The sequence below is a fragment of the Halorussus gelatinilyticus genome (genome assembly GCF_023238445.1).
GTDB classification, from domain to species: domain Archaea; phylum Halobacteriota; class Halobacteria; order Halobacteriales; family Haladaptataceae; genus Halorussus; species Halorussus gelatinilyticus.
The window spans coordinates 3,305,227-3,325,615 of record NZ_CP096658.1; the positions used below are offsets into that span (position 1 = coordinate 3,305,227).

The 20,389-nt window shown below is 68.1% G+C and carries 20 protein-coding genes; 12 read left to right on the plus strand and 8 right to left on the minus strand.

The window, feature by feature from the left end; all coding sequences use genetic code 11:
• Positions 1-10 precede the first annotated feature (10 nt).
• Positions 11-1,096 (plus strand): phytoene/squalene synthase family protein, encoded by a 1,086-nt coding sequence (locus M0R88_RS16845; protein WP_248654582.1) that lies wholly within the window; start codon positions 11-13, stop codon positions 1,094-1,096.
• Between the two features lies 1 nt (position 1,097).
• Here the strand turns inward: M0R88_RS16845 and M0R88_RS16850 are convergent, their stop codons facing one another.
• Positions 1,098-1,877: a hypothetical protein gene (locus M0R88_RS16850; protein WP_248654583.1), complete on the minus strand. Its 780-nt coding sequence runs from the start codon at positions 1,875-1,877 to the stop codon at positions 1,098-1,100.
• Between the two features lie 34 nt (positions 1,878-1,911).
• On the minus strand, positions 1,912-2,772 hold the full coding sequence (locus M0R88_RS16855; protein ID WP_248654584.1) for a 3-hydroxyacyl-CoA dehydrogenase family protein: 861 nt from the start codon (positions 2,770-2,772) through the stop codon (positions 1,912-1,914).
• A 115-nt stretch (positions 2,773-2,887) separates the two neighbouring features.
• Here M0R88_RS16855 and M0R88_RS16860 point away from each other — a divergent pair, with 115 nt between their 5' ends.
• The 6 genes from M0R88_RS16860 to M0R88_RS16885 all read left to right on the plus strand — a co-directional run bounded on the left by M0R88_RS16860 (position 2,888) and on the right by M0R88_RS16885 (position 8,706).
• Positions 2,888-4,882 carry a PAS domain S-box protein gene (locus tag M0R88_RS16860; protein WP_248654585.1) on the plus strand — a complete coding sequence of 665 codons (1,995 nt, stop codon included), beginning with the start codon at positions 2,888-2,890 and terminating at the stop codon, positions 4,880-4,882.
• Between the two features lie 164 nt (positions 4,883-5,046).
• Positions 5,047-5,715 (plus strand): DUF7409 domain-containing protein, encoded by a 669-nt coding sequence (locus M0R88_RS16865; RefSeq protein ID WP_248654586.1) that lies wholly within the window; start codon positions 5,047-5,049, stop codon positions 5,713-5,715.
• Positions 5,716-5,860: 145 nt separating this feature from the next.
• Positions 5,861-6,655 carry a class I fructose-bisphosphate aldolase gene (locus tag M0R88_RS16870; protein WP_248654587.1) on the plus strand — a complete coding sequence of 265 codons (795 nt, stop codon included), beginning with the start codon at positions 5,861-5,863 and terminating at the stop codon, positions 6,653-6,655.
• A complete protein-coding gene (locus M0R88_RS16875) occupies positions 6,652-7,527 on the plus strand; it encodes a class 1 fructose-bisphosphatase (protein ID WP_248654588.1) in 876 nt (291 codons plus the stop codon). Before M0R88_RS16870 ends, M0R88_RS16875 begins: the two co-directional genes overlap by 4 nt.
• Positions 7,528-7,590: 63 nt before the next feature.
• On the plus strand, positions 7,591-8,226 hold the full coding sequence (locus M0R88_RS16880; protein ID WP_248654589.1) for an NUDIX domain-containing protein: 636 nt from the start codon (positions 7,591-7,593) through the stop codon (positions 8,224-8,226).
• A gap of 54 nt (positions 8,227-8,280) precedes the next feature.
• Positions 8,281-8,706 (plus strand): hypothetical protein, encoded by a 426-nt coding sequence (locus M0R88_RS16885; RefSeq protein ID WP_248654590.1) that lies wholly within the window; start codon positions 8,281-8,283, stop codon positions 8,704-8,706.
• Between the two features lie 54 nt (positions 8,707-8,760).
• Here the strand turns inward: M0R88_RS16885 and M0R88_RS16890 are convergent, their stop codons facing one another.
• From M0R88_RS16890 to M0R88_RS16900, 3 genes are all read right to left on the minus strand, one after another.
• Positions 8,761-9,204: a hypothetical protein gene (locus tag M0R88_RS16890; protein ID WP_248654591.1), complete on the minus strand. Its 444-nt coding sequence runs from the start codon at positions 9,202-9,204 to the stop codon at positions 8,761-8,763.
• 374 nt (positions 9,205-9,578) lie between these two features.
• Positions 9,579-10,697 carry a D-xylose 1-dehydrogenase Gfo6 gene (gene gfo6, locus M0R88_RS16895; protein WP_248654592.1) on the minus strand — a complete coding sequence of 373 codons (1,119 nt, stop codon included), beginning with the start codon at positions 10,695-10,697 and terminating at the stop codon, positions 9,579-9,581.
• Between the two features lie 51 nt (positions 10,698-10,748).
• Positions 10,749-11,801 carry a DUF4352 domain-containing protein gene (locus M0R88_RS16900; RefSeq protein WP_248654593.1) on the minus strand — a complete coding sequence of 351 codons (1,053 nt, stop codon included), beginning with the start codon at positions 11,799-11,801 and terminating at the stop codon, positions 10,749-10,751.
• 204 nt (positions 11,802-12,005) lie between these two features.
• Between M0R88_RS16900 and M0R88_RS16905 the strand changes: the two genes are divergently transcribed.
• Positions 12,006-12,881 (plus strand): DMT family transporter, encoded by an 876-nt coding sequence (locus M0R88_RS16905; protein ID WP_248654594.1) that lies wholly within the window; start codon positions 12,006-12,008, stop codon positions 12,879-12,881.
• Between the two features lie 123 nt (positions 12,882-13,004).
• Entirely contained in the window at positions 13,005-14,783 is a 1,779-nt protein-coding gene (locus M0R88_RS16910) for an acyl-CoA carboxylase subunit beta (protein WP_248654595.1), read from the plus strand.
• A 27-nt stretch (positions 14,784-14,810) separates the two neighbouring features.
• Here M0R88_RS16910 and M0R88_RS16915 read toward each other — a convergent pair whose 3' ends face one another.
• Positions 14,811-15,251, minus strand: a complete 441-nt coding sequence (locus tag M0R88_RS16915; RefSeq protein ID WP_248654596.1) for a DoxX family membrane protein — start codon at positions 15,249-15,251, stop codon at positions 14,811-14,813.
• Between the two features lie 353 nt (positions 15,252-15,604).
• On the opposite strand from M0R88_RS16915, the gene M0R88_RS16920 reads away from it, so the two are divergent.
• A complete protein-coding gene (locus M0R88_RS16920) occupies positions 15,605-15,982 on the plus strand; it encodes a DUF5658 family protein (RefSeq protein ID WP_248654597.1) in 378 nt (125 codons plus the stop codon).
• 156 nt (positions 15,983-16,138) lie between these two features.
• Here the strand turns inward: M0R88_RS16920 and M0R88_RS16925 are convergent, their stop codons facing one another.
• Complete coding sequence (locus M0R88_RS16925) at positions 16,139-16,621, minus strand: MaoC family dehydratase (protein WP_248654598.1); 483 nt, start codon at positions 16,619-16,621, stop codon at positions 16,139-16,141.
• Between the two features lie 313 nt (positions 16,622-16,934).
• On the opposite strand from M0R88_RS16925, the gene M0R88_RS16930 reads away from it, so the two are divergent.
• Both M0R88_RS16930 and M0R88_RS16935 read left to right on the plus strand, forming a co-directional pair.
• Positions 16,935-17,996 carry an outer membrane protein assembly factor BamB family protein gene (locus tag M0R88_RS16930; protein ID WP_248654599.1) on the plus strand — a complete coding sequence of 354 codons (1,062 nt, stop codon included), beginning with the start codon at positions 16,935-16,937 and terminating at the stop codon, positions 17,994-17,996.
• Positions 17,997-18,083: 87 nt separating this feature from the next.
• Positions 18,084-18,983, plus strand: a complete 900-nt coding sequence (locus M0R88_RS16935; protein ID WP_248654600.1) for an HpcH/HpaI aldolase/citrate lyase family protein — start codon at positions 18,084-18,086, stop codon at positions 18,981-18,983.
• A gap of 26 nt (positions 18,984-19,009) precedes the next feature.
• Here M0R88_RS16935 and gdhB read toward each other — a convergent pair whose 3' ends face one another.
• Positions 19,010-20,311 carry a glutamate dehydrogenase GdhB gene (gene gdhB / locus M0R88_RS16940; RefSeq protein ID WP_248654601.1) on the minus strand — a complete coding sequence of 434 codons (1,302 nt, stop codon included), beginning with the start codon at positions 20,309-20,311 and terminating at the stop codon, positions 19,010-19,012.
• Positions 20,312-20,389 lie beyond the last annotated feature (78 nt).

Here is a 20,389-nt window from a genome sequence, read left to right on the forward strand (position 1 = left end):
CCAAAAGTCCATGGACACGGAGCCGCCCACCGAGCGCCCTGTTGACGCCGACATCGACTGGTGTTTCGACGCCGTCCAGGGCGTTTCGCGAACGTTCGCCATCACTATCGACGTGCTGGAGGAACCGATGGCCTCCTACATCTGCGTCGGCTATCTGCTCTGTCGCGTCGCCGACACGGTCGAGGACGCCGGTCACATCCCGCCCGACGAGCAGTCGCGTCTCCTCTCGCTCTACGACGACGCGCTCGACCCGGAGGACGAGACCGACATCGAGGAGTTCCAGCGCGCAGTCGAACCGTGGCTCCCCGCGAACGCCGAGGGCGTGGACGCCGACGAAGTGGGCGACGAGGCCGACTGGAACGTCGTCGCCGAGTCGCCCCGCGTCGTCGCCACCTTCCGGTCGCTCGGCGAGGACGCCCAGTCGGCCATCTACCCGCCCGTCAGCGAACTCGTCACCGGGATGGCCGAGTTCGTGGACCGATACGCCGACGACGGCGGTCTCCGTATCCACACCATCGACGAGTTAGAGGAGTACTGCTGGTACGCCGCCGGGACGGTCGGCGAACTCATCACGAACCTGCTCGCCCAAGACGTGGACGACCGCCGGGCCGAAATCATGCGCGCCAACGCCCGCGGCTTCGCGCTCCTGCTCCAACTGGTCAACGTCGCCAAGGACGTGTCCGACGACTTCCGCGAGGAGAACAACGTCTACCTCCCGGCCGCGTGGCTCCGGGAGTACGGCGTCAGTCCCGCGAACGTCACTCACCCGGAGAACCACACCGCGGTCGCGGGGGTCATCCAGCGCGTGACCCGCCACGCGCGGGGCTACATGGACGACGCCCAACGTTACCTCGAAGCCCTTCCCGAGTCGCGGGGCAACACCGTCGAAGCGTGGGCCATCCCCTTCCTGCTCGCTGTCGGCACCAGCCGTGAACTGCTGGAGCGCCCCGAGGATGTCGTGGAAGAGGGCGGCGTGAAGGTCTCGCGCGCCGAGGTCGTGGGCCTGATTCAGTTGTTCAAGTCCGGCAACGTCGAGCGCGAGCGAATCGGAGAACTGCGGTCCCAACTGGAAGACGAACCGTTCTCGCCGTCGTGAGCTACCCGTCGAGGACCTCGACGAGTCGCGCGACTCGTTCTCGAATCACCGCCGAGTCGTCGCTATCGACCGCCTGCCGAAGCGCCGCGGTCGCTTCGACCGCGGTCTCGAACTCGGCGAGCGCGTCGTCCGCGCGGTCGGGCAGGTCTCCAAGTCGGTCGGTCCGGTCGGCGAGGGTCGGAGCCAGCGCCCTCGTCGGGTCCGTGTTCGCCTCCCGAAGGTTCCGGTAGTAGACGAACTCCTCCTTGAGGTTCCGGAATCGCTCGCGCTGGTCGGCGTCGAGGTCGTCTACGTCGGGCATCCCGTCGTCCGCCGTCATGTCCCGAATCTCCGCGGCGATGGTCTCGATTTTCTCGTCTATCTCCTCCTCGCGGTTGGCCCCGTCGTCGTCCAGTGCCTCGGCGTCGAGGCGCTCGATTTCCGCCGCGAGAGCGTCGGCGGCGACGCGCCATCGCTCGCTCGTCAGTTCGCGGTCGGCCTCGGGGTCGAACAGCACCGCCACCGAGTCGCCGTCGCACTCGACCGCGCCCGCGGCGTCGAGCGACGAGAGGCGTTCTTCGGCGCGTTCGGCGTCCGGCAGGTCGTCGTCCGACGACTCCCCGTTCGACGGTTCGGGGTTCCCCAGACCCGCGAGGGCGTTGGCCCGCGGGACGGTCGCCGCGCCGTCGGCGACCGAGAGACAGTTCGGGAGGCAGGCGTCGAGAATAGCTCGGTAGGCGTCCTGCCAGTCAGCGTCGGTGTTCGTGCCGGTGTCCGTCTCGAACGCCGGGGAATCGTCCATACGACCGACTCGAACGTCGGACCCTTAGTCGTTGTCAGTACTCGTAGAATCCTGCCCCGGTCTTCTTCCCGAGGTCGCCGGCATCGACCTTGCGCTTGAGGAGGTAGGCCGGTTTGTAGCGGTCGCCCAACTCCTCGTGGAGCGTCTCGCTGGCGTCAAGACAGATGTCGAGTCCGATGTGGTCGGCGAGTTCGAGCGGTCCCATCGGGACGTTCGTGCCGAGTTTCATCCCCGTGTCGATGTCCTCCTTGGTGGCGACGCCCTCGTCGTAGGCCCGGATGCCCTCGTTTATCCACGGCATCAGGATGCGGTTGGTGACGAACCCCGGCTTGTCGTCGGACTCCCACGTCTCCTTGCCGAGGTCCTCGGCCAGCGCGTGAGCGAACTCGACCACGTCCCCGTCGGTCTTCTCGCCGACGACGACCTCGACGCCCGTCATCACCGGCACGGGGTTCATGAAGTGCAGACCGACGATCTGCTCCTCGCGGTCGGTCACCGAGGCGATGGTCGTGATGGAGAGCGTCGAGGTGTTGGTGGCCAGAATCACGTCCTCCGGAATCGCGTCGTCCAAGTCCGCGAAGATGTCCTGCTTGATGTCCATGTTCTCGACGGCGGCCTCCACCACGAAGTCGCAGTCCGCGAGGTCTGCGAGGTCGGTGGTGCCCGCGATGCGGTCGAGGGTCGCCTCGGCCTCGTCCTCCGAGATTTTGTCCTTGCTCACGAACCGGTCGAGGCTGTCCTCGATGGAGTCGAAGCCGTTCTGCACGAACTCCTCCTCGACGTCGCGCATCACCACGTCGTAGCCCGACTGGGCCGTGACCTGCGCGATGCCGCTGCCCATCGTGCCCGCGCCGACGACGCCGATACTCTCTACGCTATCGAGCGTGCGTACCATGCTCGGCAATTCTTGCGGTCGGGCCGTAAGCCTACCGAAGTCGGCGGTCCGTTTCGGACACCGGCCGATACGTTCGCCGCGTGAGCATTTAGTGGCCCGGCGTCGTAAGGCAAGTATGGGCACGTCGGGAGAGCCGAGCGTCACGCTGGAGGACGTCGAGCGGGTGTTCGAGGAGTCCGACCACGGGACCCCGCTGACGGTCCGCGAAGTCGCGGCCGAACTCGACTGTCCGCACCGGAGCGCCGAGCGGAACCTGACCGAACTCGCCACGCGCGGGGAACTCGAAACCAAGCGCATCGGCGACGAGCGCATCTGGTGGCGGGCCGCGGAACCCGACCCGACCGACGGCGGTGACGGTGCCGGCCCCGACGACGGCACCGAGTACGACGACGCCGACCGCTGGGACGCGGTCGTCGAGCGCATCACCGACGCCTTCTACGCGCTCGACGACGAGTGGCGGTTCACCCACCTCAACGAGCGGGCCGAGGAGATTCTCCAGCGCTCGGAAGACGAACTGCTCGGCGAGCGCATCTGGGACGAGTTCCCGGAGTCCGCCGACGGCTTCGTCTGGGAGAAGTACCACGAGGCGATGGAGAACCAGTCGCCCGTCGATTTCGACCTCTACTACGAACCGCTCGACGTGTGGGCCGAAATCAACGCCTACCCCTCCGAGACGGGGCTGTCGGTGTACTTCGTGGACATCTCCGAGCGCGTCGAGACCGAGCGGGAACTCAGTCGCTACCGGCGCATCATCGAGACGGTCAACGACGGCGTGTACACCGTGAACCCGGAGGGCAACTTCACGATGGTCAACGAGGCGTACGCCGAGATGGTCGGCTACGACCGCGAGGACCTCCTCGGCGAACCGGTCTCGACGGTCGTCGCCGACGACGTGGCCGCGACCGCGCGCGAAATCGAGGCCGACCAACTGGCGGGCGAGTGCGACACCCCGACCCTCGAAGCCGAACTCCGGACCGCCGAGGGCGACACCATCGTCGCCGAAGCGACGTTCGCCCTGCTATCGCTCGAAGACGACGAGTACGAGCGCATCGCCGTCGTCCGCGACGTGACCGAACGCAGGGAGTACGAGCGGAAAATCGAGGAGCAACGCGAACGCTACCGGAGGCTGGTGGAGGCCGCGCCCGTGGCGATTCTGACCTGCGACGCGGACGGGCGCATCGCGCTGGCCAACGAGGCCGCGGCCGCGCTGTTCGAGACCGAGGGGGAACTGGTCGGCACCTCGTTGCTGGACTTCGTCCACGACGACGACAGGGCCGGGGCCGCCGACCGACTCCACTCGGTCCTCGAAAGCCGAGAGGCCGTCCCCTCGACCGAGACGAAACTCCGGACCGCCGGCGGTGCGGTCCGCCACGCCATCACCACGAGCGTCCCCATCACTCGCGACTGCGAACCCGCGGTGCAGGTCGTGCTGACCGACATCACCGAGCGGAAGCGATACGAGGAGCGACTCAACGAGACGGTCGCGGAGTTAGAGCGGTCGAACGAGCGCCTCGACAGGTTCGCCAGCATGTTGGCCCACGAGCTCCGCAACCCACTGAACGTCGCCGAGATATACGCCGACCAGATATCGTCCGCGGACTCCGAGGCGCTACGGCAGGTCACCGACGCGCTCGACCGCATCGAGGAGATGATAGCCGTGCTGTTGGTGCTGGCGAAGGGCAGCGACGTCGCCGAGTGCCAGCAGGCGGTCCCGCTCGACGGGGTGGCGACGGAGGCGTGGAGCAGACTCGACACCGACGGGGCGACCCTCGACGTGGACGCGCGTCGGACGATTAGCGGGGACCACAACCCCGTCCACCACCTCTTCGAGAACCTCTTTCGTAACGCGCTGAAACACGCCGGCGAGGGCGTCACGGTCCGCGTCGGCGACCTCGACGCGGGATTCTACGTCGAAGACGACGGGGACGGCATCCCCGACGCGGAGCGCGAGGCCGTCTTCGAGGCGGGCCACTCCTCCGACGACGGGTTAGGTCTCGGTCTGACCTACGTCGCGCGACTCGCCGAGGCCTACGACTGGACGGTAGAAATCACCGAGAGCGAGGCGGGCGGCGCGCGCTTCGAGTTCACCGGCATCGAGTTCGCCGAGTAGGTCGGCTTCGCCGAGGAGTGAGTCAGTCGTCGGCGATTCGTCGTCGAGACCGCCCGCGTTCGGCGGTCCGGCCGGTCTTCGGCCGTATCTGTGTAGCTTCAGCTACGCTAGTCAAAACATTCAAGCCCCGGCAGTGTGAGTCCGAAACAAATCGGTGACGCCCCGTGAGCAACGAAGACGCCCCCGACGACGTAGACCCGCACGCGGTCGAACGACTGACCGACATTCACTTCGTCGGCCCGGCGACTGCGGAGGTGTTGGCCCGCGCGGAGTTCGACGCCACCGGCATCCCCGAGAAGACGGTCTCCTACGAGATGCTGCAGGACGCGGGCGTGAACCCCGGCGTCGCCACCCGACTCCGCAAGAAACACTCCCTCCACTGGTCGTTCGGCGGCGAGGAAGAGGACGACGACTCGCTCGAACGGCGCTCCGAGAAGGTCCGCGGATTGCAGGACGGCGAGCGCGCGTGGGTCGCCGCCAGTAGCGGCGACTGGGAGGACGAAGACCCCGAACCGACCGCCGAGGCGACGACCGGCGGCGACTGGAGTCCGAGCGACGCAGAGTCGCCCGCGAGCGGCGAGCCCGCCGAGGCGACGACCGACGGGAGCGGCGCGGCCGAGGCCGCCGAAGCGGCGTGGCGCGAGCGGAGCAGACCCGACCCCGTGACCGACGTGCCGGGCGTGGACGACCGCATCGCCGAGATTCTGGCGAACGGCGGCATCACCTCGGTCCGGAGCCTCGCCACCGCCGACCCGGAACACGTCGCCGACTCGCTGGAACTCGACAGCGAACTCGTCACCGAGTGGCGCGACGCCGCCCGGGACCTCGCCTGAGTTTTTACTATCTGAGTAGTAAGTATACTCGCTGTCGAATCGCTCCCACGGCGCTTCTCGCGGTCGAAACGATACTCTGGGAGCGAGTGGCAGAGGCTTCGCTGACCAGTAGACACTTATGCGATGTTACCGCAGTTCGAAACGGATGATACCACTCGAAGACTCCCCGGTAACGCGCGACGGCAAGGCGCTCATCCTCGCTTACGACCACGGTCTCGAACACGGTCCCTCCGCCGACTTCGGTTCGGTTCCGGAGACGCTCGACCCCGAGCAGATTTTCGAAATCGGCACCCACGACGCGGTCACGTCGCTGGCGGTCCAGAAGGGCGTCGCCGAGACGTACTACCCCTCCTACGACGACTCGGTGAACCTGCTGGCGAAGCTCAACGGCACCAGCAACCTCTGGACCGGCGAACCCTACTCGCCCCAGAACTGGACGGTCGAGTACGCCGCCGAAATCGGTGCCGACGCGGTGGGGTACACCGTCTACTCCGGGTCGAACCACGAGACGGAGATGTACGAGGACTTCCGGAAGGTGCAGGAGGAGGCCCACAGCGAGTACGACCTGCCGGTCGTCATGTGGTCGTACCCGCGCGGACAGGGACTCAAGAACGACACCAAAGAGAGCGTCATCGCCTACGCTACCCGCATCGCGCTCGAAATCGGCGCGGACATGGCGAAGGTCAAGTATCCCGGTTCGCGGGAGTCGATGGAGTGGGCGGTCCAGTCCGCCGGCGAGATGCCGGTCGTGATGTCCGGCGGGTCGAAGGTCAGTGACTACGAGTTCCTCTCCAGCGTCGAAGCCGTGATGGACGCCGGCGGGTCGGGTCTCGCGGTCGGTCGCAACGTCTGGCAGCGCGACGACCCCGAGGCCATCCTCGACGCGCTCGAACAGGTCATCTTCGAGGACGCCACCGCCGACGAAGCGCTCGACGAATGAGCGACGCCGAACCGCCGACGGCGGAGTCCGACGACGCTGTCGCGGCGGCCTTCGAGGTCGTCGCCCGCTCGGCCCCCCAGATTCGGGGCGGACTCGCGGGCCGCCGCGGGAAGACCGACGGCCGGAACGCGTCGGGCGAGACGCAACTGGCCGCCGACGTCTGGGCCGACGACCTGCTGGAAGAGCGACTGACCGCCATCGAGGGCGTCGGCCAGTTCGCCAGCGAGGAGCGCGACGACGTCGTGGACGCGGGCGACGGCGAGTACGCCGCCACCGTGGACCCCCTCGACGGCTCCTCGAACCTCCAGTCGAACAACTCGATGGGGACGATTCTGGGAGTCTACGACGCCGACCTCCCTGCGCCGGGGAACCGCCTCGTCGCCGCGGCGTACGTCCTCTACGGTCCCATCACGACGATGGTGACCGCCCGCGAGGGCGAGGTGACCGAGTACGTGGTAGAAAACGACGGTTCTCGCCGCGCGGTCCGCGAGGACGTGACGCTCCCGGAGGACCCGACCGTCTACGGGTTCGGCGGGCGCGTCCCGGACTGGACCGACCGGTTCGCCGACTACGCCCGCGAGATAGAGGACGAACTCAAACTCCGGTACGGCGGGGCGATGATCGGCGACGTGAACCAGGTGCTGACCTACGGCGGCGTGTTCGCCTACCCCGAACTCCAATCGCGGCCCGAGGGGAAACTCCGCCTCCAGTTCGAGGGCAACCCCATCGGCTACATCGTCGAGTCGGCGGGCGGCGGGTCCTCGGACGGCGAGACGTCGCTACTGGACGCCGAGGTCGAGGAACTCCACCAGCGCACGCCGGTCTACCTCGGCAACGAGGCCCTCGTCGAGCGACTCGAAGCCAGGTTCTGAGACCTCGGTATCTCGGTCGCCGTCTCCTTCACTTCTATATCGCGTCCGAGAGTAGAGCGTCGCGTGACCGACGACACCGACCAGTCCGACGACGCCGAATCGACCGACGAGAATCACTTCGTCGGCAAGATAACGCAGAAGGCGATACTGTTCGGTCCCGACGGCGACGTTCTGGTGACGCGCGTCGGCGACCACTGGGAACCGCCGGGCGGGAGGTTCGACGTCGGCGAGACGCTCGTGGGTGGTCTCCGGCGCGAACTCCGCGAGGAGGTCGGCCTCGACGCGCGGGTCGGCCCGCCGGTCGCGGCGGTCTACGGCGGGTGGCTCGACGGCGAGACGGCGAACCCGATGGTGACGCTGATCTACCGGTGTGAGACCGACGAGCGCGGCGCGTCGCTCAACCACGAACACGACGACTACGAGTGGGTCCCGCCGGAGACCGCGGCCGACCGACTGGCGGAGAGTCTCGGTGAGCGGGTCGTCCGCGCCGTCGAGCGGGCGGCCGCGCTCGGCGAAGCCGACGGGTTCGCGGACGGCGACTCGGACGGCACCCCCGCAGACGACTCGGCGACGGCGACCGACCCGTTCGCCGCGGTCGCGGACCCCTACGCCGACGTCGCGGACGCGACCACTGAGGAGATGCTGGCCGAACTCGCGGCGGCGCGGGCCGCCGACGGCCCCGAGGACCTCGACCCGTAGCGCGGCGCGGCGTTCCGAAAGATTGGAGTCCTCCCACTGGTCACGGTCGCTCGGATGCACAGCCTCGTCCACCTGCTCTCGGTCGCTCTCGTCCTCCTCGTCACCGTCGCCGTCGGCGTCTGCGTCCACGAACTCCTCCACGTCGTGCCGCTGTCGTTCACCGACGCCGAGTACGCCGTCACCGTCTTCCCGTCGGACGGCGAGTCGGCGTTCCAGAGCGCGCTGACAGGCAGTCTCGTCCGCGTCGAGGTCACGAACCTGCCCGACGCGACGCCCGACTCGGTGCTTCGCGGGGCCGCACTCGCCCCGCTGGCGCTGGCGCTCCCGCTCGCGCTGGTCGCGGCGGGCGTCCTGCCGAACCCCGTCGCGACTGGCGACCACTTCGGCACCGTCGCGCTGCTGGCGCTGACGGGGTGCGGCCTGCCGAGTCCCGCCGACTGGTCGGTGGCGTGGCACGGTTCGGAGCTGGCCGACAACTAACTGTAGCTGTTTCAGAAGTGTATCTTCCTTCGTTTAGAAACGGTAGAGGTTTCTTCAGCGTCGAGCGTTCGCCGGCCCGCGAAAGTGCGCGACGGCGGCCCCGGCCAGCGCGTAGAGACCGACGGAGACCGATTTCGTGACCGCGTTGTAGCCGAGTCCGAAGACGACGGTGGCCCAGATTCCGTCCATCGAAATCGGGACGGTGGCGAGGACGGCCATTCCGCCGACGACGAACCCGACGCCGCCGGCGACGCCGACCGTCACGGCGAAGCGAGCGAACTGCTCGGGCATGGCGACGTGACGGTTCGCCCAGTAGCCCAGACCCGCGACGGCGACGGTCGAGAGCAGGAAGGTGACGGTGCCGAACAGGAAGACGACGGCGCTGGGCGGTCCGGGTGCGGGGTCCGGCACGAGCGCGGGCGCGACGGAAGCCAATCGCGTGACTGCGCCGAGGAGGACGCCCAGAACGGCGAACGCGGCGGGGACGGCTCGGTTCACGGACGAGGGAAGGTCGTCGTAGCGTGGTAAAAGTGTGGGATTTTCTATCTGTGTTCGGGTCGTGAGTTGGATTCGTTTTTCTCGTGAGAACGAACACCGCGAACACCGCGAACACCGCGAACACCGCGAACACCGCGAACACCGCCTCGAAAGCCCCCGCCCGCTCGCGGTCGCTCAGCGACATATCGGCGGCGGGCATCTTCGCTCCGCTCGATGCCCTTGCCGATAGTGGTCGCTGAGACGACTGAACGGCACGCGAGCGGGCGGCCCCTTTCAGTCCACCCAGACCTCGGTCCGCGTCACCGGGCGCGTCCGCGTGGATTGCGTCACCGAGCGCGCGACGCCGGCCGCCGCCGGCGAGCGTCCCCGGCGTCCTACGTCTCGGCGTCGCCGATCTCGACGCGCCGGCCCGTCTCGGCCGACTCGTAGATGGCTTCGACCGCTTCCATGTCGGCCACGCTGTCGCGGCCGTCGGGGTCCGGCCGGGCGTCCGTCAGGATACAGTGGGCGAAGTAGTCGAACTCCTCGGCGACCTCGTTGACGTACGGGCCGGTGTACGCGACGCGCTCGTCGCCGACTTCCAGCGTGAGTTCGGGCCGAATCTCCGAGTCGAACGCCGGATTCAGGGCGGCCTGCCCCTCCGTGCCGACGATTCGCAGGCGGTCGTCGGCCTGCGCGCGGTAACTCGCGGTGCAGGAGGCGGTCGCGCCCTCGGGGAACTCCAACTGGAAGGCGACGTGTTCGTCCACGCCCTCGAACTCGGCGTCCGGCGCGCTGGTCGTTGCCTGCGCCGCCACGGGGTCCGCGTCGAGCAGGAACCGGACCGCGTTGAGCGGGTAGACGCCCACGTCCATCAGTGCGCCGCCGCCCGCGAGGTCCGGGTCGAGTCGCCACTGGTCCGGCCCGGCCCCGTCGAGGATGTGGCCCGTGAACCAGCCGTGGAAGGCCACGGGGTCGCCCAGCACGCCGTCCCGAATCAGGTCCCGAAGACGCCGCATCGCGGGTTCGACCTGCGGCCGATAGCCGACCATCAGCGTCACGCCGGCGTCCTCGCAGGCCCGGACCATCTCGCGCGCTCGCTCGGCGCTCGTCTCGATGGGCTTCTCGCAGAGGACGTGCTTGCCGAGTCGCGCGGCGGTCCGAGCGTGGTCGAGGTGGAGCGCGTTCGGCCCGGCGACGTAGACGGCGTCGAAGCTATCGACGCCTTCGCCCGCCTCGAACTCCTCGTAGGAGAGCGTCCGGCCGACGTCGTAGCGGTCGGCGACCGACTCGGCTTTCTCGGGCGACCCGCTGACGAGCGCGGTGATATCGCAGAACGACGTGCGGTCGGTCGGAGCGTCGCTCCCGGTCCCCTCGGCCTCGCCGGCCAGCGCGGGCAGAACGTGGTCGCGCGAGAACTCGCCGAGACCGACGAGCGCGACCCGGACTGTGCCCTCGTCGGCGGTCTGCCAGTCGCGGGCCGCGAACGACTCGAAGTGAGCGTCGAGGTCCATGCCCGACCCCTCGGGACCGAGGGCGGAAAGGATGGCGGCCCGGCGAGACGGCTATCGGAGCTTCCAGAACGTCTTGTCGCCGTCGGTCCACAGCGAGTACTCGAAGGCCCAGTAGAGCGGGCTGACACCCTTCGGGACCTCGTAGGCGACCTTCCCGCGGCGCTTCTCGCCGTCTGCCAGCGGCGAGGCCTCGTCGTAGGACCGGTCCAGCGACGCCGCCGCGCTGATGCTCATCGGGTAGGTCCGCCCCCGGCCGTCCTTGGCGAGCATCTGGAGCGCCGTCGAGATGCTCTGGGAGCTACCGGTCTCGTTCGTCGTCGTGATGTCCACGATGGCGTACTCCTTACCGTCGCCCGCCGCGGTGAACTCGCCGAGTTTCTTGGCGAACTTCACGCCGTTGACCGCCACCGTCACGCCGCCGTTCTCGACCGACTCGCCCGTATCGCGCACGTCCACCCGGAGGCTCTGTTCGAGGTCGGCCGCGGAGTTCGCTTTCGATTCGAGGTCCACGGTCACGCGGTCCACCGTCAGGAACGAGACGGTGCCGAAGTCGAACTGGAGCGTGAGGTCCGAGGCGTCCTTCGGCACTTCGTACACGAGGTCGCCGCGAGCGACCTCGCCGGGCACCAACTGTCCGCCGGTGAACGTCTGCCCGCTCGCGGTGATGGTCTGCTCGTAGGTGTAGCCCGACCCGTCTTTCAACAGCGTCTGGAGGAAACCGCTGAAGTTGAGATACGTGTCCTTCGTCGTGTTCTTGACCGCGAGTCGCACCACGACGAAGGTGTTGCCGCTCGCCGCCTTCGAGAACTCGCCGAGCTTCTCGGTCTTCTCCACGCCGCGGACGACCATGCTCATCCGGTCGTCGTCCACGCGGTCGCCCACCTGAATCGACTTCGCGCTCGTCCCGTCGGTCGTGGTCTCGTCTTCGGTCGTCCCGTCGTCGGACGTGGTCGAGTCGGCGTCGGTCGTCGCGGTCGTAGTCTGGGTATCGGTCGTCAACGCGCGCTTCGTCGTCTCGTCTGTGGTCGGAGTCGTCGATTCGGAGCCGGTACAGCCGGCGAACAGTCCGGCACCGAGGGCCGCGATCAGCTTTCGGCGGTGCATACCTCCTTATGTATCGGGGATTGGATAGTTATGCGGGAGCAGAAAACGGTCGCACTATCGAAGATTCGTCTCAGGCGGTAATTACTCTGGATTGACCTGACTGTCTGCGGGACGGTGACGCTCACGGACACCTCCGACCGCGAGCCCGCCGATACTGTTGCCTCGGCCGGACGTTACTTCCCGGCGCACCGAGAAGGGCGCGACGTGGTAGGCACCGGCATCTGGTACGCGACGATTTCGGCGCTGCTGTGGGGCGGCTACCTCTTCGCCCTCAAACGTTACTTCTCGGAGTTCCCGCCCGCGGTGGTCATCGTCGCGGCGAACGCTGCCGCGCTCGCGTGGTACCTCCCGGTCGTCATGTTCGCGCCCGCCGACGGCCCGGCGGCGGGCGAACTAACCCCCGCCGCGCTCGCGCTGGTGGCCGCGGTCCTGCTGGCCAGCGCCGTGGCGTATCTGGCGCTCCTCCACGCGCTCTCGGCGGGCGACGTGTCCTACGTCGCGCCGCTCGGGAAACTGGTTCCGGCGTTCACGCTCCCGCTGGAGGTCCTCCTCGTCGACGAGTCGCTCGCCGCCGCGCAGGTCGTCGGCGTCGGCTTCGCCACGCTCGCGGTCTACCTCGCCAACTACGAGTTCACCGGCCTGCTCGCGCCGATTCGCCGGGCAGCGACCCACCGCCCCGCCCAACTCGCGCTCGGGAGCGCGGCGCTCTACGGCGCGGTGGACGTCGGGACTCGCGTGCTGTTGCAGGGCGTCGGCATCCGCTCGGACGTGTGGGCGCTCGCCTACACCGGCGGTGTCGCCGTCGTCCTCCTTCCCGTCGCGGCCCGCCAGTGGCCAGACGAGTTCGCGCCCGCCGTCCCGAAGTTCCTCGTCTTGGGCGGGGTCGTCGCGGCGGCGACACACACGATGATGCGGGCGTTCGCGGTCCTCCCGGCGAGCGTCGTCTCGCCCGTCCTCAACACGCAGGCCATCGTCGCGGTCGTTCTGGGCGGTCTCCTGCTGGGCGAGGACCGCTTCGCGCTCCGACTCGTCGCCGGGGCGGTCGCTATCGTCGGTATCTCGCTCATCGCGTTCGGGTAGGGGTCCGCGAGGCGTAGCGCAGGGCGTGGCGGGGCGACGATGAGCGCCCCTCCACGCTCCGCGGCAAGATTCCGGCGAACCCAAAGGGAAAACTGTTTGAAATCGCTGGCCGGATTCCACTGTATGAAAGTCCGCGTCAGCGACGGTGCGACCGACGAGGAGGCGTCCGCCATCGCGGAAGCGCTCGCCCAGCACGTCCGGGACGAAGTGGAAGTGTTCGTGGGCGACGCCGACGCCCCCGCGGTGGTCCGCGAGGCACCCGCCGGTCCCCCGAACGCGGGGGCCGAGGCCGCCGCCGAAGCCATCGCCGAGTCCGACGACCTCGGGCCGACCGAGCGCGAAGAGCGCCTGTGGGACGAGATAGAGGACATCGAGTTGGGCGGTCCCGAGAAGTACAAACAGCGCCTCGAAGAGCAGGGCAAACTGTTCGTCCGCGACCGACTCGACCTCTGGTTCGGCGACGACGGACTCCTCTTCGAGGACGGCAAGTTCGCCAACTTCGACGCGTGGCACCCCGACAGCCCCGAGGTCGAGGAGGGCAACGACGACCGACTGCCGGGCGACGGCCTGCTCACCGGCGCGGCCGAGTTCGAGGGCCGCGAGCTGCACTTCATGGCCAACGACTTCACCGTGAAGGCCGGGTCGATGGCCGAGAAGGGCGTCGAGAAGTTCCTCCGGATGCAACAGCGCGCACTCAAGAACGGAAAGCCGGTCCTCTACCTGATGGACTCGTCGGGCGGCCGCATCGACCAGCAGACCGGCTTCTTCGCCAACCGCGAGGGCATCGGGAAGTACTACTACAACCACTCGATGCTCTCGGGCGCGGTCCCGCAAATCTGCGTGCTCTACGGCCCCTGCATCGCCGGCGCGGCCTACACCCCGGTCTTCGCCGACTTCACCATCATGGTCCGGGACATGTCCGCGATGGCCATCGCCTCCCCGCGGATGGTCCAGATGGTCACGGGCGAGGACATCGAACTCGAAGAGCTGGGCGGTCCCGACGTCCACGCCAAGAAGTCCGGGAGCGCCGACCTCGTGGCCGACGACGAGGAACACGCACGCGAACTCGTCGCCGACCTCGTGAGCTACCTGCCCGACAGCGCCGACGAGAAGCCGCCCGAAACCGAGGGCAAACCGCCCGTCAAGTCGCCCGCGGGCATCGACTCGGTGGTTCCCCAAGAGCCGAACAAGGGCTACGACATGACCGACGTCATCGACCGTGTGGTGGACGAGGGCTCCTACTTCGAACTCAAGCCCGAGTACGGCAAGGAGATACTCACCGCGTTCGCCCGCATCGACGGTCGGCCGGTCGGTATCGTCGCCAACCAACCGGCACAGCGCGCGGGGGCCATCTTCCCCGACGCCGCCGAGAAGGCCGCGGAGTTCATCTGGACCTGCGACGCCTACGAGATTCCCCTGCTGTACCTGTGTGACACCCCTGGATTCATGGCCGGGTCGCAGGTCGAGGAGGACGCGATTCTGGAGAAGGGCAAGAAGTTCATCTACGCCACCTCGTCGGCGACGGTCCCCAAGCAGACTGTCGTGGTCCGGAAGGCCTACGGCGCGGGCATCTACGCGATGGGCGGCCCGGCTTACGACCCCGAGAGCGTCATCGGGCTTCCCTCCGGCGAAATCGCCATCATGGGACCGGAGGCGGCCATCAACGCGGTCTACGCCCGCAAGCTCTCGGAGATCGACGACGAGGAGGAACGCGCGAAGAAAGAACAGGAACTCCGCGAGGAGTACCGCGAGGACATCGACGTGCATCGGATGGCCAGCGAGGTAGTCATCGACGACATCGTACCGCCCAGCACCCTCCGGACGGAACTGAAAAACCGGTTCGCGTTCTACGAGGGCATCGAGAAGGACGTACCGGACAAGAAGCACGGCACGATTCTGTAGGCCGGCAGTCGTCTCTCGGCCTCGTTCTCACCCCGCCTCGCTCTCCCGAACCGCGTCCGCGAACACCGCGAGCGCCAGCGCCGCCAGACCGATATCTCGCGCGATTACGTCGCCGAACCGGCCGGTCGTGACCCAGACGACCAGTAGGTACAGAATCGTCGCCGAGAGGGAGACTGCGGCCACGGCCGCCGAGAACGCGACGTAGCGGTCCGCGAGCAGTGCGAGTCCGAACCCGATTTCGAGCCACCCGTTTATCAGCATGAAGACGACCGGCGAGACGACCAGCAGGGGCGCGAGCCAGTCGGTGACGTAGACCGCCCACGCCGCCGGGTCCAGCAGTTTGTGGACGCCCGCCGCGACCAGCATCGCGCCGAGACCCGCCCGCGTCAGGACGGCCGAGGACGGAAGCCACGAGGTAACTCGGCCGAACGCCGACTCGACGGTCCGGCGCGCACCACTTCGGGACACGACCGGGCGTAGGGACCCGGCCGCCGAAAATCCTCGCGTTCGCGTCGGCCTCCCTCGACCTCCCCCTTCGCTCCGCCCCCGACCTCTTCTTCGCTCCGTCCTCGACCTCCCATCCCTGACCCTGCGCTCGCCCGGCAGTAGCGTCCGACTGCCGTGCCGTATCGACCCCGTAACTCCGCATTTCCTGCGCCTCTGGGTCTCAAGCGTTCACTTTCGCGCTCGGCCGTGGTTTCGGGTCCCGGCGCCGTTAGCCGGGTTAATCAGGCGTATCAGCGACTAAGGAGGCCTATAACAATTGGCCCGTCCGTCGTTCGTTCGGTCGTGACGAGGCGCACTCCGCGCCGGATTTCATCATGAGTTCGGACCGACTTCACTGGCCGTCGGCTATCCGCGAGGACCCGCGACGCCTGACCGCACCGCTGGCCGGAATCGACGGCTGGGAGCGGACGCTCTGGATTCTCGTCGGCGTCGCGCTCGTCGGCGACCTGCTCACGACCTACTACGGGTTGCAACTCGGTCTCACCGAGTCGAACCCGGTCGCTCGGGCCGCGCTCGACCGATTCGGCTTCGCGGCGATGGTCGGACTGAAGCTGTTCGCGCTCGCGGTCGGAGTCGGCTGTCGGCGACTGCTCCCCGACGAACACGGCCTGCTCGTGCCCGCCGGACTGGCGGTGCCGTGGATGGGTGCGGTGGTCGTCAACCTCTCGCTGTACGCGATAGTCCTCGGATAGGGCTCCGCGAGAGCGCGAAAACGTGGCACGGCCGGGCAGCGCAAGAAGTCGGTCGACAGTCGTCGCGGTGAGACCACCGGTTCGGTCAGGAGTCGACCTGACGCTGCGCGCGACAGTGGTCGTCCTACTCGACCGACTGCTCGTCGTCCGCGATAGCTACTGATTCTCCCGCTTCAGCGACAGCACCGTCCGGTCGAACTCGCAGACCAACGTCTCGCCGTCGCCCTCGCTCCCCTCGTCGTCGCGGTTGACCGCGAACGCCTCGACGTGCATCGTGACGACGCCGCGCTCGCCGTCACTGGTCTCGCGCTTGTCGGTCACGGTCGATTGGGCGCGAATCGTGTCGCCGTGGAACACCGGATTGGGATGCTCCACGTCGTCGTACGAGAGGTTGGCGACGATGGTGCCGTCGGTGGTGTCCGGGATGGAGAGACCGACCGCGAGGCTCATCGTATAGAGTCCGTTGACCAACCGCTCGCCGAACTGGGTGTCCTCGGCGAACTCCGCGTCGAGGTGGAGCGGTTGCTGGTTCATCGTCGTGTCGCAGAACTGCTGGTTGTCCGACTCGCTGACGGTCCGCCGCTTCTCGTGTTCGATGGTCTGGCCGACCTCGAACTCCTCGTAGTAGAGACCCGACATGCGTGAGCGGTCGGCGCGACCCGGCAAAAATCCCGCCGATTCGGGCCGACCGAACGGTTGCAGAACGTTTCAGGCACGGCCTGTCGGTCGGTAATCGGCCCATAACAAAGGCTAAGTCCCGACTAAATCGGGTCGCAGTCAGTCACAGTCGAGGCTTACCATGTCCGAAGAAGCCAGTCGGTTCGAGTGGGTACGACCGCGAACAGGGGACGGTAACCGAGTCGGTTCGACACCCGGACGCGAAGCGGCGCGAGGGACGCCGCGGGGCGCGACGCCCTCGGCCGGTGGGTCGGACGCACGCGAGTCGCCCGCAGTGCGACCGCGTTCGCGCCCGACGACCGCCGACTCGGGCGAGCGTGTGACGGACGCCACCGACCGACGGCTGACGTCGGACGACTCGCGGGTTCGCTTCCGGTTTCGGGCCAGCGGTCCGGCCCGGACCGCACCCGCGGTCGGCGACGGGACGGTGTATCTCGCCTGTGCAAACGGCTGCACGCACGCATTCGATGCTGACGACGGCACCGAGCGATGGTCGCGGTGGGTCGATGGCCGACCCACCGCACCGACGGTCTCCGGAGACGTCGTGTACGGCGGTAGCGACCGCGGGACCGCCGACCGCGGTTCGGTCGTCGCGCTCGACGCCGCGACGGGCGACAGCCGGTGGGAGTTCGAGACCGAGGGCGGCGTGCAAGCGTCGCCGACGGTCGCGAACGGCGAAATCTTCGTCGCGGCCGACGACGGCCGAATCACGGCTCTCCACGAGGCGGACGGCTCTCGCCGCCGGACGTTCCGGAACGCGGCGCGAGCGCTCTGCGGGCTCGCACACGACGGGAGACGGCTCCTGCTCGCCAGTCTCGACGGCGGCGCGTACGCCCGCAACCCGACCGACGGCCGCGAGCGCTGGCGGTTCGCGTCGGCCGTCGCGGTCGGCGGTGCGCCCGCGATGGCCGACGACACCGCGTACGTCGGCACCGTAGACGACGGTCGCGTGTCCGCGATTTCGGCGACGACGGGCAGGGAACGCTGGCGCGCAGCGACCGGCGGCGCGGTGTGGGCGTCGCCGACGGTCGCGGACGACACCGTCTTCGTGGGAAGCAGAGACGGCTTCGTCTACGCCTTCGACGCGGAGGACGGTTCGGTGGGTTGGCGGACCGACCTCGGGGCGCGCATCTGGTCCTCGCCGACGGTCGCGGACGACGCCCTCCTCGTGGCGACCGACGCCGGGGACGTGTGGGCGTTGAATCGGGAGGACGGGACGGTACTGTGGTGGTGCCGGGCGACGGACGCAGTCGTGGCCTCGGTCGTCGTCGCGGACGCGACGGCCTACGTGGCCGACTGCGGTGGGACCGTCACTGCGCTTTCGCTCTCGGATTGACGCCGACCGCGCGTTCGCCCGCCGACTGATTCTCGGGTGGCTCTCCGTTTCGGAATAATTGATACGCCGGAGCACGTCGATTCGGACATGCCACGACGAAGCGTCATGTTCACGCCGGGCGACCGTCCGGCGATGATGCGGAAAGCGCCGAGCGCAGGGGCCGACGTAATCGTCTTCGACTTGGAGGACGCGGTGGCTCCCGACGCCAAGGACGAGGCGCGCACGGCGGTCCGCGAGGTGTTGACCGACCCCGACTTCGACCCCGACTGCGAGGTCTGCGTCCGGGTGAATCAGACGGGCATCGCCGCGGACGACGACCTGCGAGGAATCCTCGGACGGGAGGACGCGACGAGCGACGAGTCGAGCGATTTCGCGGCGTCGCGCGCCGTGGAAACGCTCGATTCGGTGATGCTCCCGAAGACCGAGGACGCGGACGACGCCGAGACGCTGGCCGACCTGCTCGACGAGCGCGACGCCGACGTGCCGATTCTCGCGCTGGTCGAGACCGCGGCCGGAATCCTGTCGGCCGAGTCCATCGCGACCGTGCCCGAAGTCGATGCGCTCGCCTTCGGCGCGGAGGACCTCGCGGCCGACGTCGGCGCGACCCGGACCGACGAGGGCACCGAAGTCCTCCACGCCCGCGAACACGTCGTCCTCGCGGCGAGTGCGGCCGACGCGGACGCCATCGACACGGTGTACACCGACATCGAGGACACCGAAGGCCTGCGCGAGGAGACCGAGTTCGCCATCGAATTGGGGTACGACGGCAAGATGGCCATCCACCCCGCGCAGGTCGCGCCCGTCAACGAGGCGTTCACGCCCGACCCCGAGCGCGTCGAGTGGGCCGAGAAGCTGTTGGCGGCGAAAGAAGAGGCCGACGCCGATGGCCGGGGCGTCTTCCGGGTGGACGGCGAGATGATAGACGCGCCGCTGGTCGCACAGGCCGAGCGCGTGCTGGCGTACGCCGAGGCCGCCGACGAGACGTGAGGAAAAGCGGAAACTACGTCAGCGGTTCAGGGCCAGAGACCGCGGGTGCTCTTCGCCTCGGCGATGCGCGAGAGCGCGACGACGTAGGCGGCGTCGCGCCAACTCACGTCGCGGGCCTCGACTTCGGTCCGCACGTCGTTCCACGCCGAGAGCATGTGTTTCTCCAGTTCGTCGTTGACGCGTTCGAGCGACCACTGACGCCGGTTGATGTCCTGCAACCACTCGAAGTACGAGACGGTGACCCCGCCCGCGTTGGCGAGGATGTCGGGAATGACCTCGACGCCGTTCTCTTCCAGGATGGCGTCGGCGGCGAACGTCGTCGGGCCGTTCGCACCCTCGACCACGACGTCGGCCTGCACGTCGTTGGCGTTGTCCGCGGTGATGACGTTCCCGACCGCGGCCGGAACGAGGACGTCCACGTCGAGTTCGAGAATCTTCTCGTTCGAGAGCTTCTCGGGCGCGTCGTGGGTCATGACGGCCTCGGGTTCCTCCTCGTGGGAGGGCACCGCGTGGGTGTCCAGTCCGTCCGGGTCGTAGATGGCACCGTTCACGTCGCTGACCGCGACGATGTTCGCGCCCCAGTCGTCGAGCAGACGGGCCGCGTTCGCGCCGACCGAGCCGAATCCCTGCACGGCGATGGTCGTCTCTTCGAGGTCGTAGTCGTAGTAGTCGGCGGCCTCACGGGCAATGATGGCGACGGAGCGACCGGGCGCTTCCTGTCGTCCCTCGCTCCCGCCGACGACGGGCGGTTTTCCGGTGACGACGCCGGGAATGGTCTCGCCCTCCTGCATCGAGTAGGCGTCCATGAACCACGCCATCGTCTGGGCGTCGGTGCCCATGTCGGGCGCGGGGATGTCCTTCTTCGGACCGACGAACTTGCGGAGTTCCTCGGCGAAGCGCCGGGTCAGGCGCTCCTTCTCGTCGGTCGTCAGGTCCTTGGGGTCCACGACGATGCCGCCCTTCCCACCGCCGAACGGCAGGTCCATCACGGCGCACTTCCACGTCATCCACATCGACAGCCCGACGCACTCCTGTTCGCTGACGTGGGGGTGGAAGCGCAGGCCGCCCTTGTACGGGCCGCGCACGTCGTCGTGTTGGGCGCGGTAGCCGGTGAACACCTCGACCTCGCCGTTCTCGCGTTTCAGCGGTACCGCGACGCGATGGACTTTGGTCGGATGCTTCAGTCGCTCGATGACGCCCTCGTCCACGTCGAGGTGGGCCGCGGCGTGTTCCAGTTGACGGCGCGCGGTTTCGAGCGCGGACTCCGGCTCTTCGGTCTCCTCGTCACTACCCTTCTGTTCGGTTGCTTCGACAGTTTCTGGAGGCATGATTGGTTCGGCACGTCGTCTGCGACTCGGCCTCACCGGGGCGAGTCGTCTTAGCGACGCATCGTAGGCGTAGGTTCC

Bases quoted from the DNA above. Each gene is read 5' to 3' on its own strand.
- M0R88_RS16885 (WP_248654590.1), top strand. From the start codon at position 8,281: ATGCACAGCCTCGTCCACCTGCTCTCGGTCGCTCTCGTCCTCCTCGTC.
- M0R88_RS16935 (WP_248654600.1), top strand. From the start codon at position 18,084: ATGCCACGACGAAGCGTCATGTTCACGCCGGGCGACCGTCCGGCGATG.
- M0R88_RS16860 (WP_248654585.1), top strand. From the start codon at position 2,888: ATGGGCACGTCGGGAGAGCCGAGCGTCACGCTGGAGGACGTCGAGCGG.
- M0R88_RS16845 (WP_248654582.1), top strand. From the start codon at position 11: ATGGACACGGAGCCGCCCACCGAGCGCCCTGTTGACGCCGACATCGAC.
- M0R88_RS16910 (WP_248654595.1), top strand. From the start codon at position 13,005: ATGAAAGTCCGCGTCAGCGACGGTGCGACCGACGAGGAGGCGTCCGCC.
- gfo6 (WP_248654592.1), bottom strand. From the start codon at position 10,697: ATGGACCTCGACGCTCACTTCGAGTCGTTCGCGGCCCGCGACTGGCAG.
- gdhB (WP_248654601.1), bottom strand. From the start codon at position 20,311: ATGCCTCCAGAAACTGTCGAAGCAACCGAACAGAAGGGTAGTGACGAG.
- M0R88_RS16855 (WP_248654584.1), bottom strand. From the start codon at position 2,772: ATGGTACGCACGCTCGATAGCGTAGAGAGTATCGGCGTCGTCGGCGCG.
- M0R88_RS16870 (WP_248654587.1), top strand. From the start codon at position 5,861: ATGATACCACTCGAAGACTCCCCGGTAACGCGCGACGGCAAGGCGCTC.
- M0R88_RS16920 (WP_248654597.1), top strand. From the start codon at position 15,605: ATGAGTTCGGACCGACTTCACTGGCCGTCGGCTATCCGCGAGGACCCG.
- M0R88_RS16850 (WP_248654583.1), bottom strand. From the start codon at position 1,877: ATGGACGATTCCCCGGCGTTCGAGACGGACACCGGCACGAACACCGAC.
- M0R88_RS16925 (WP_248654598.1), bottom strand. From the start codon at position 16,621: ATGTCGGGTCTCTACTACGAGGAGTTCGAGGTCGGCCAGACCATCGAA.
- M0R88_RS16875 (WP_248654588.1), top strand. From the start codon at position 6,652: ATGAGCGACGCCGAACCGCCGACGGCGGAGTCCGACGACGCTGTCGCG.
- M0R88_RS16900 (WP_248654593.1), bottom strand. From the start codon at position 11,801: ATGCACCGCCGAAAGCTGATCGCGGCCCTCGGTGCCGGACTGTTCGCC.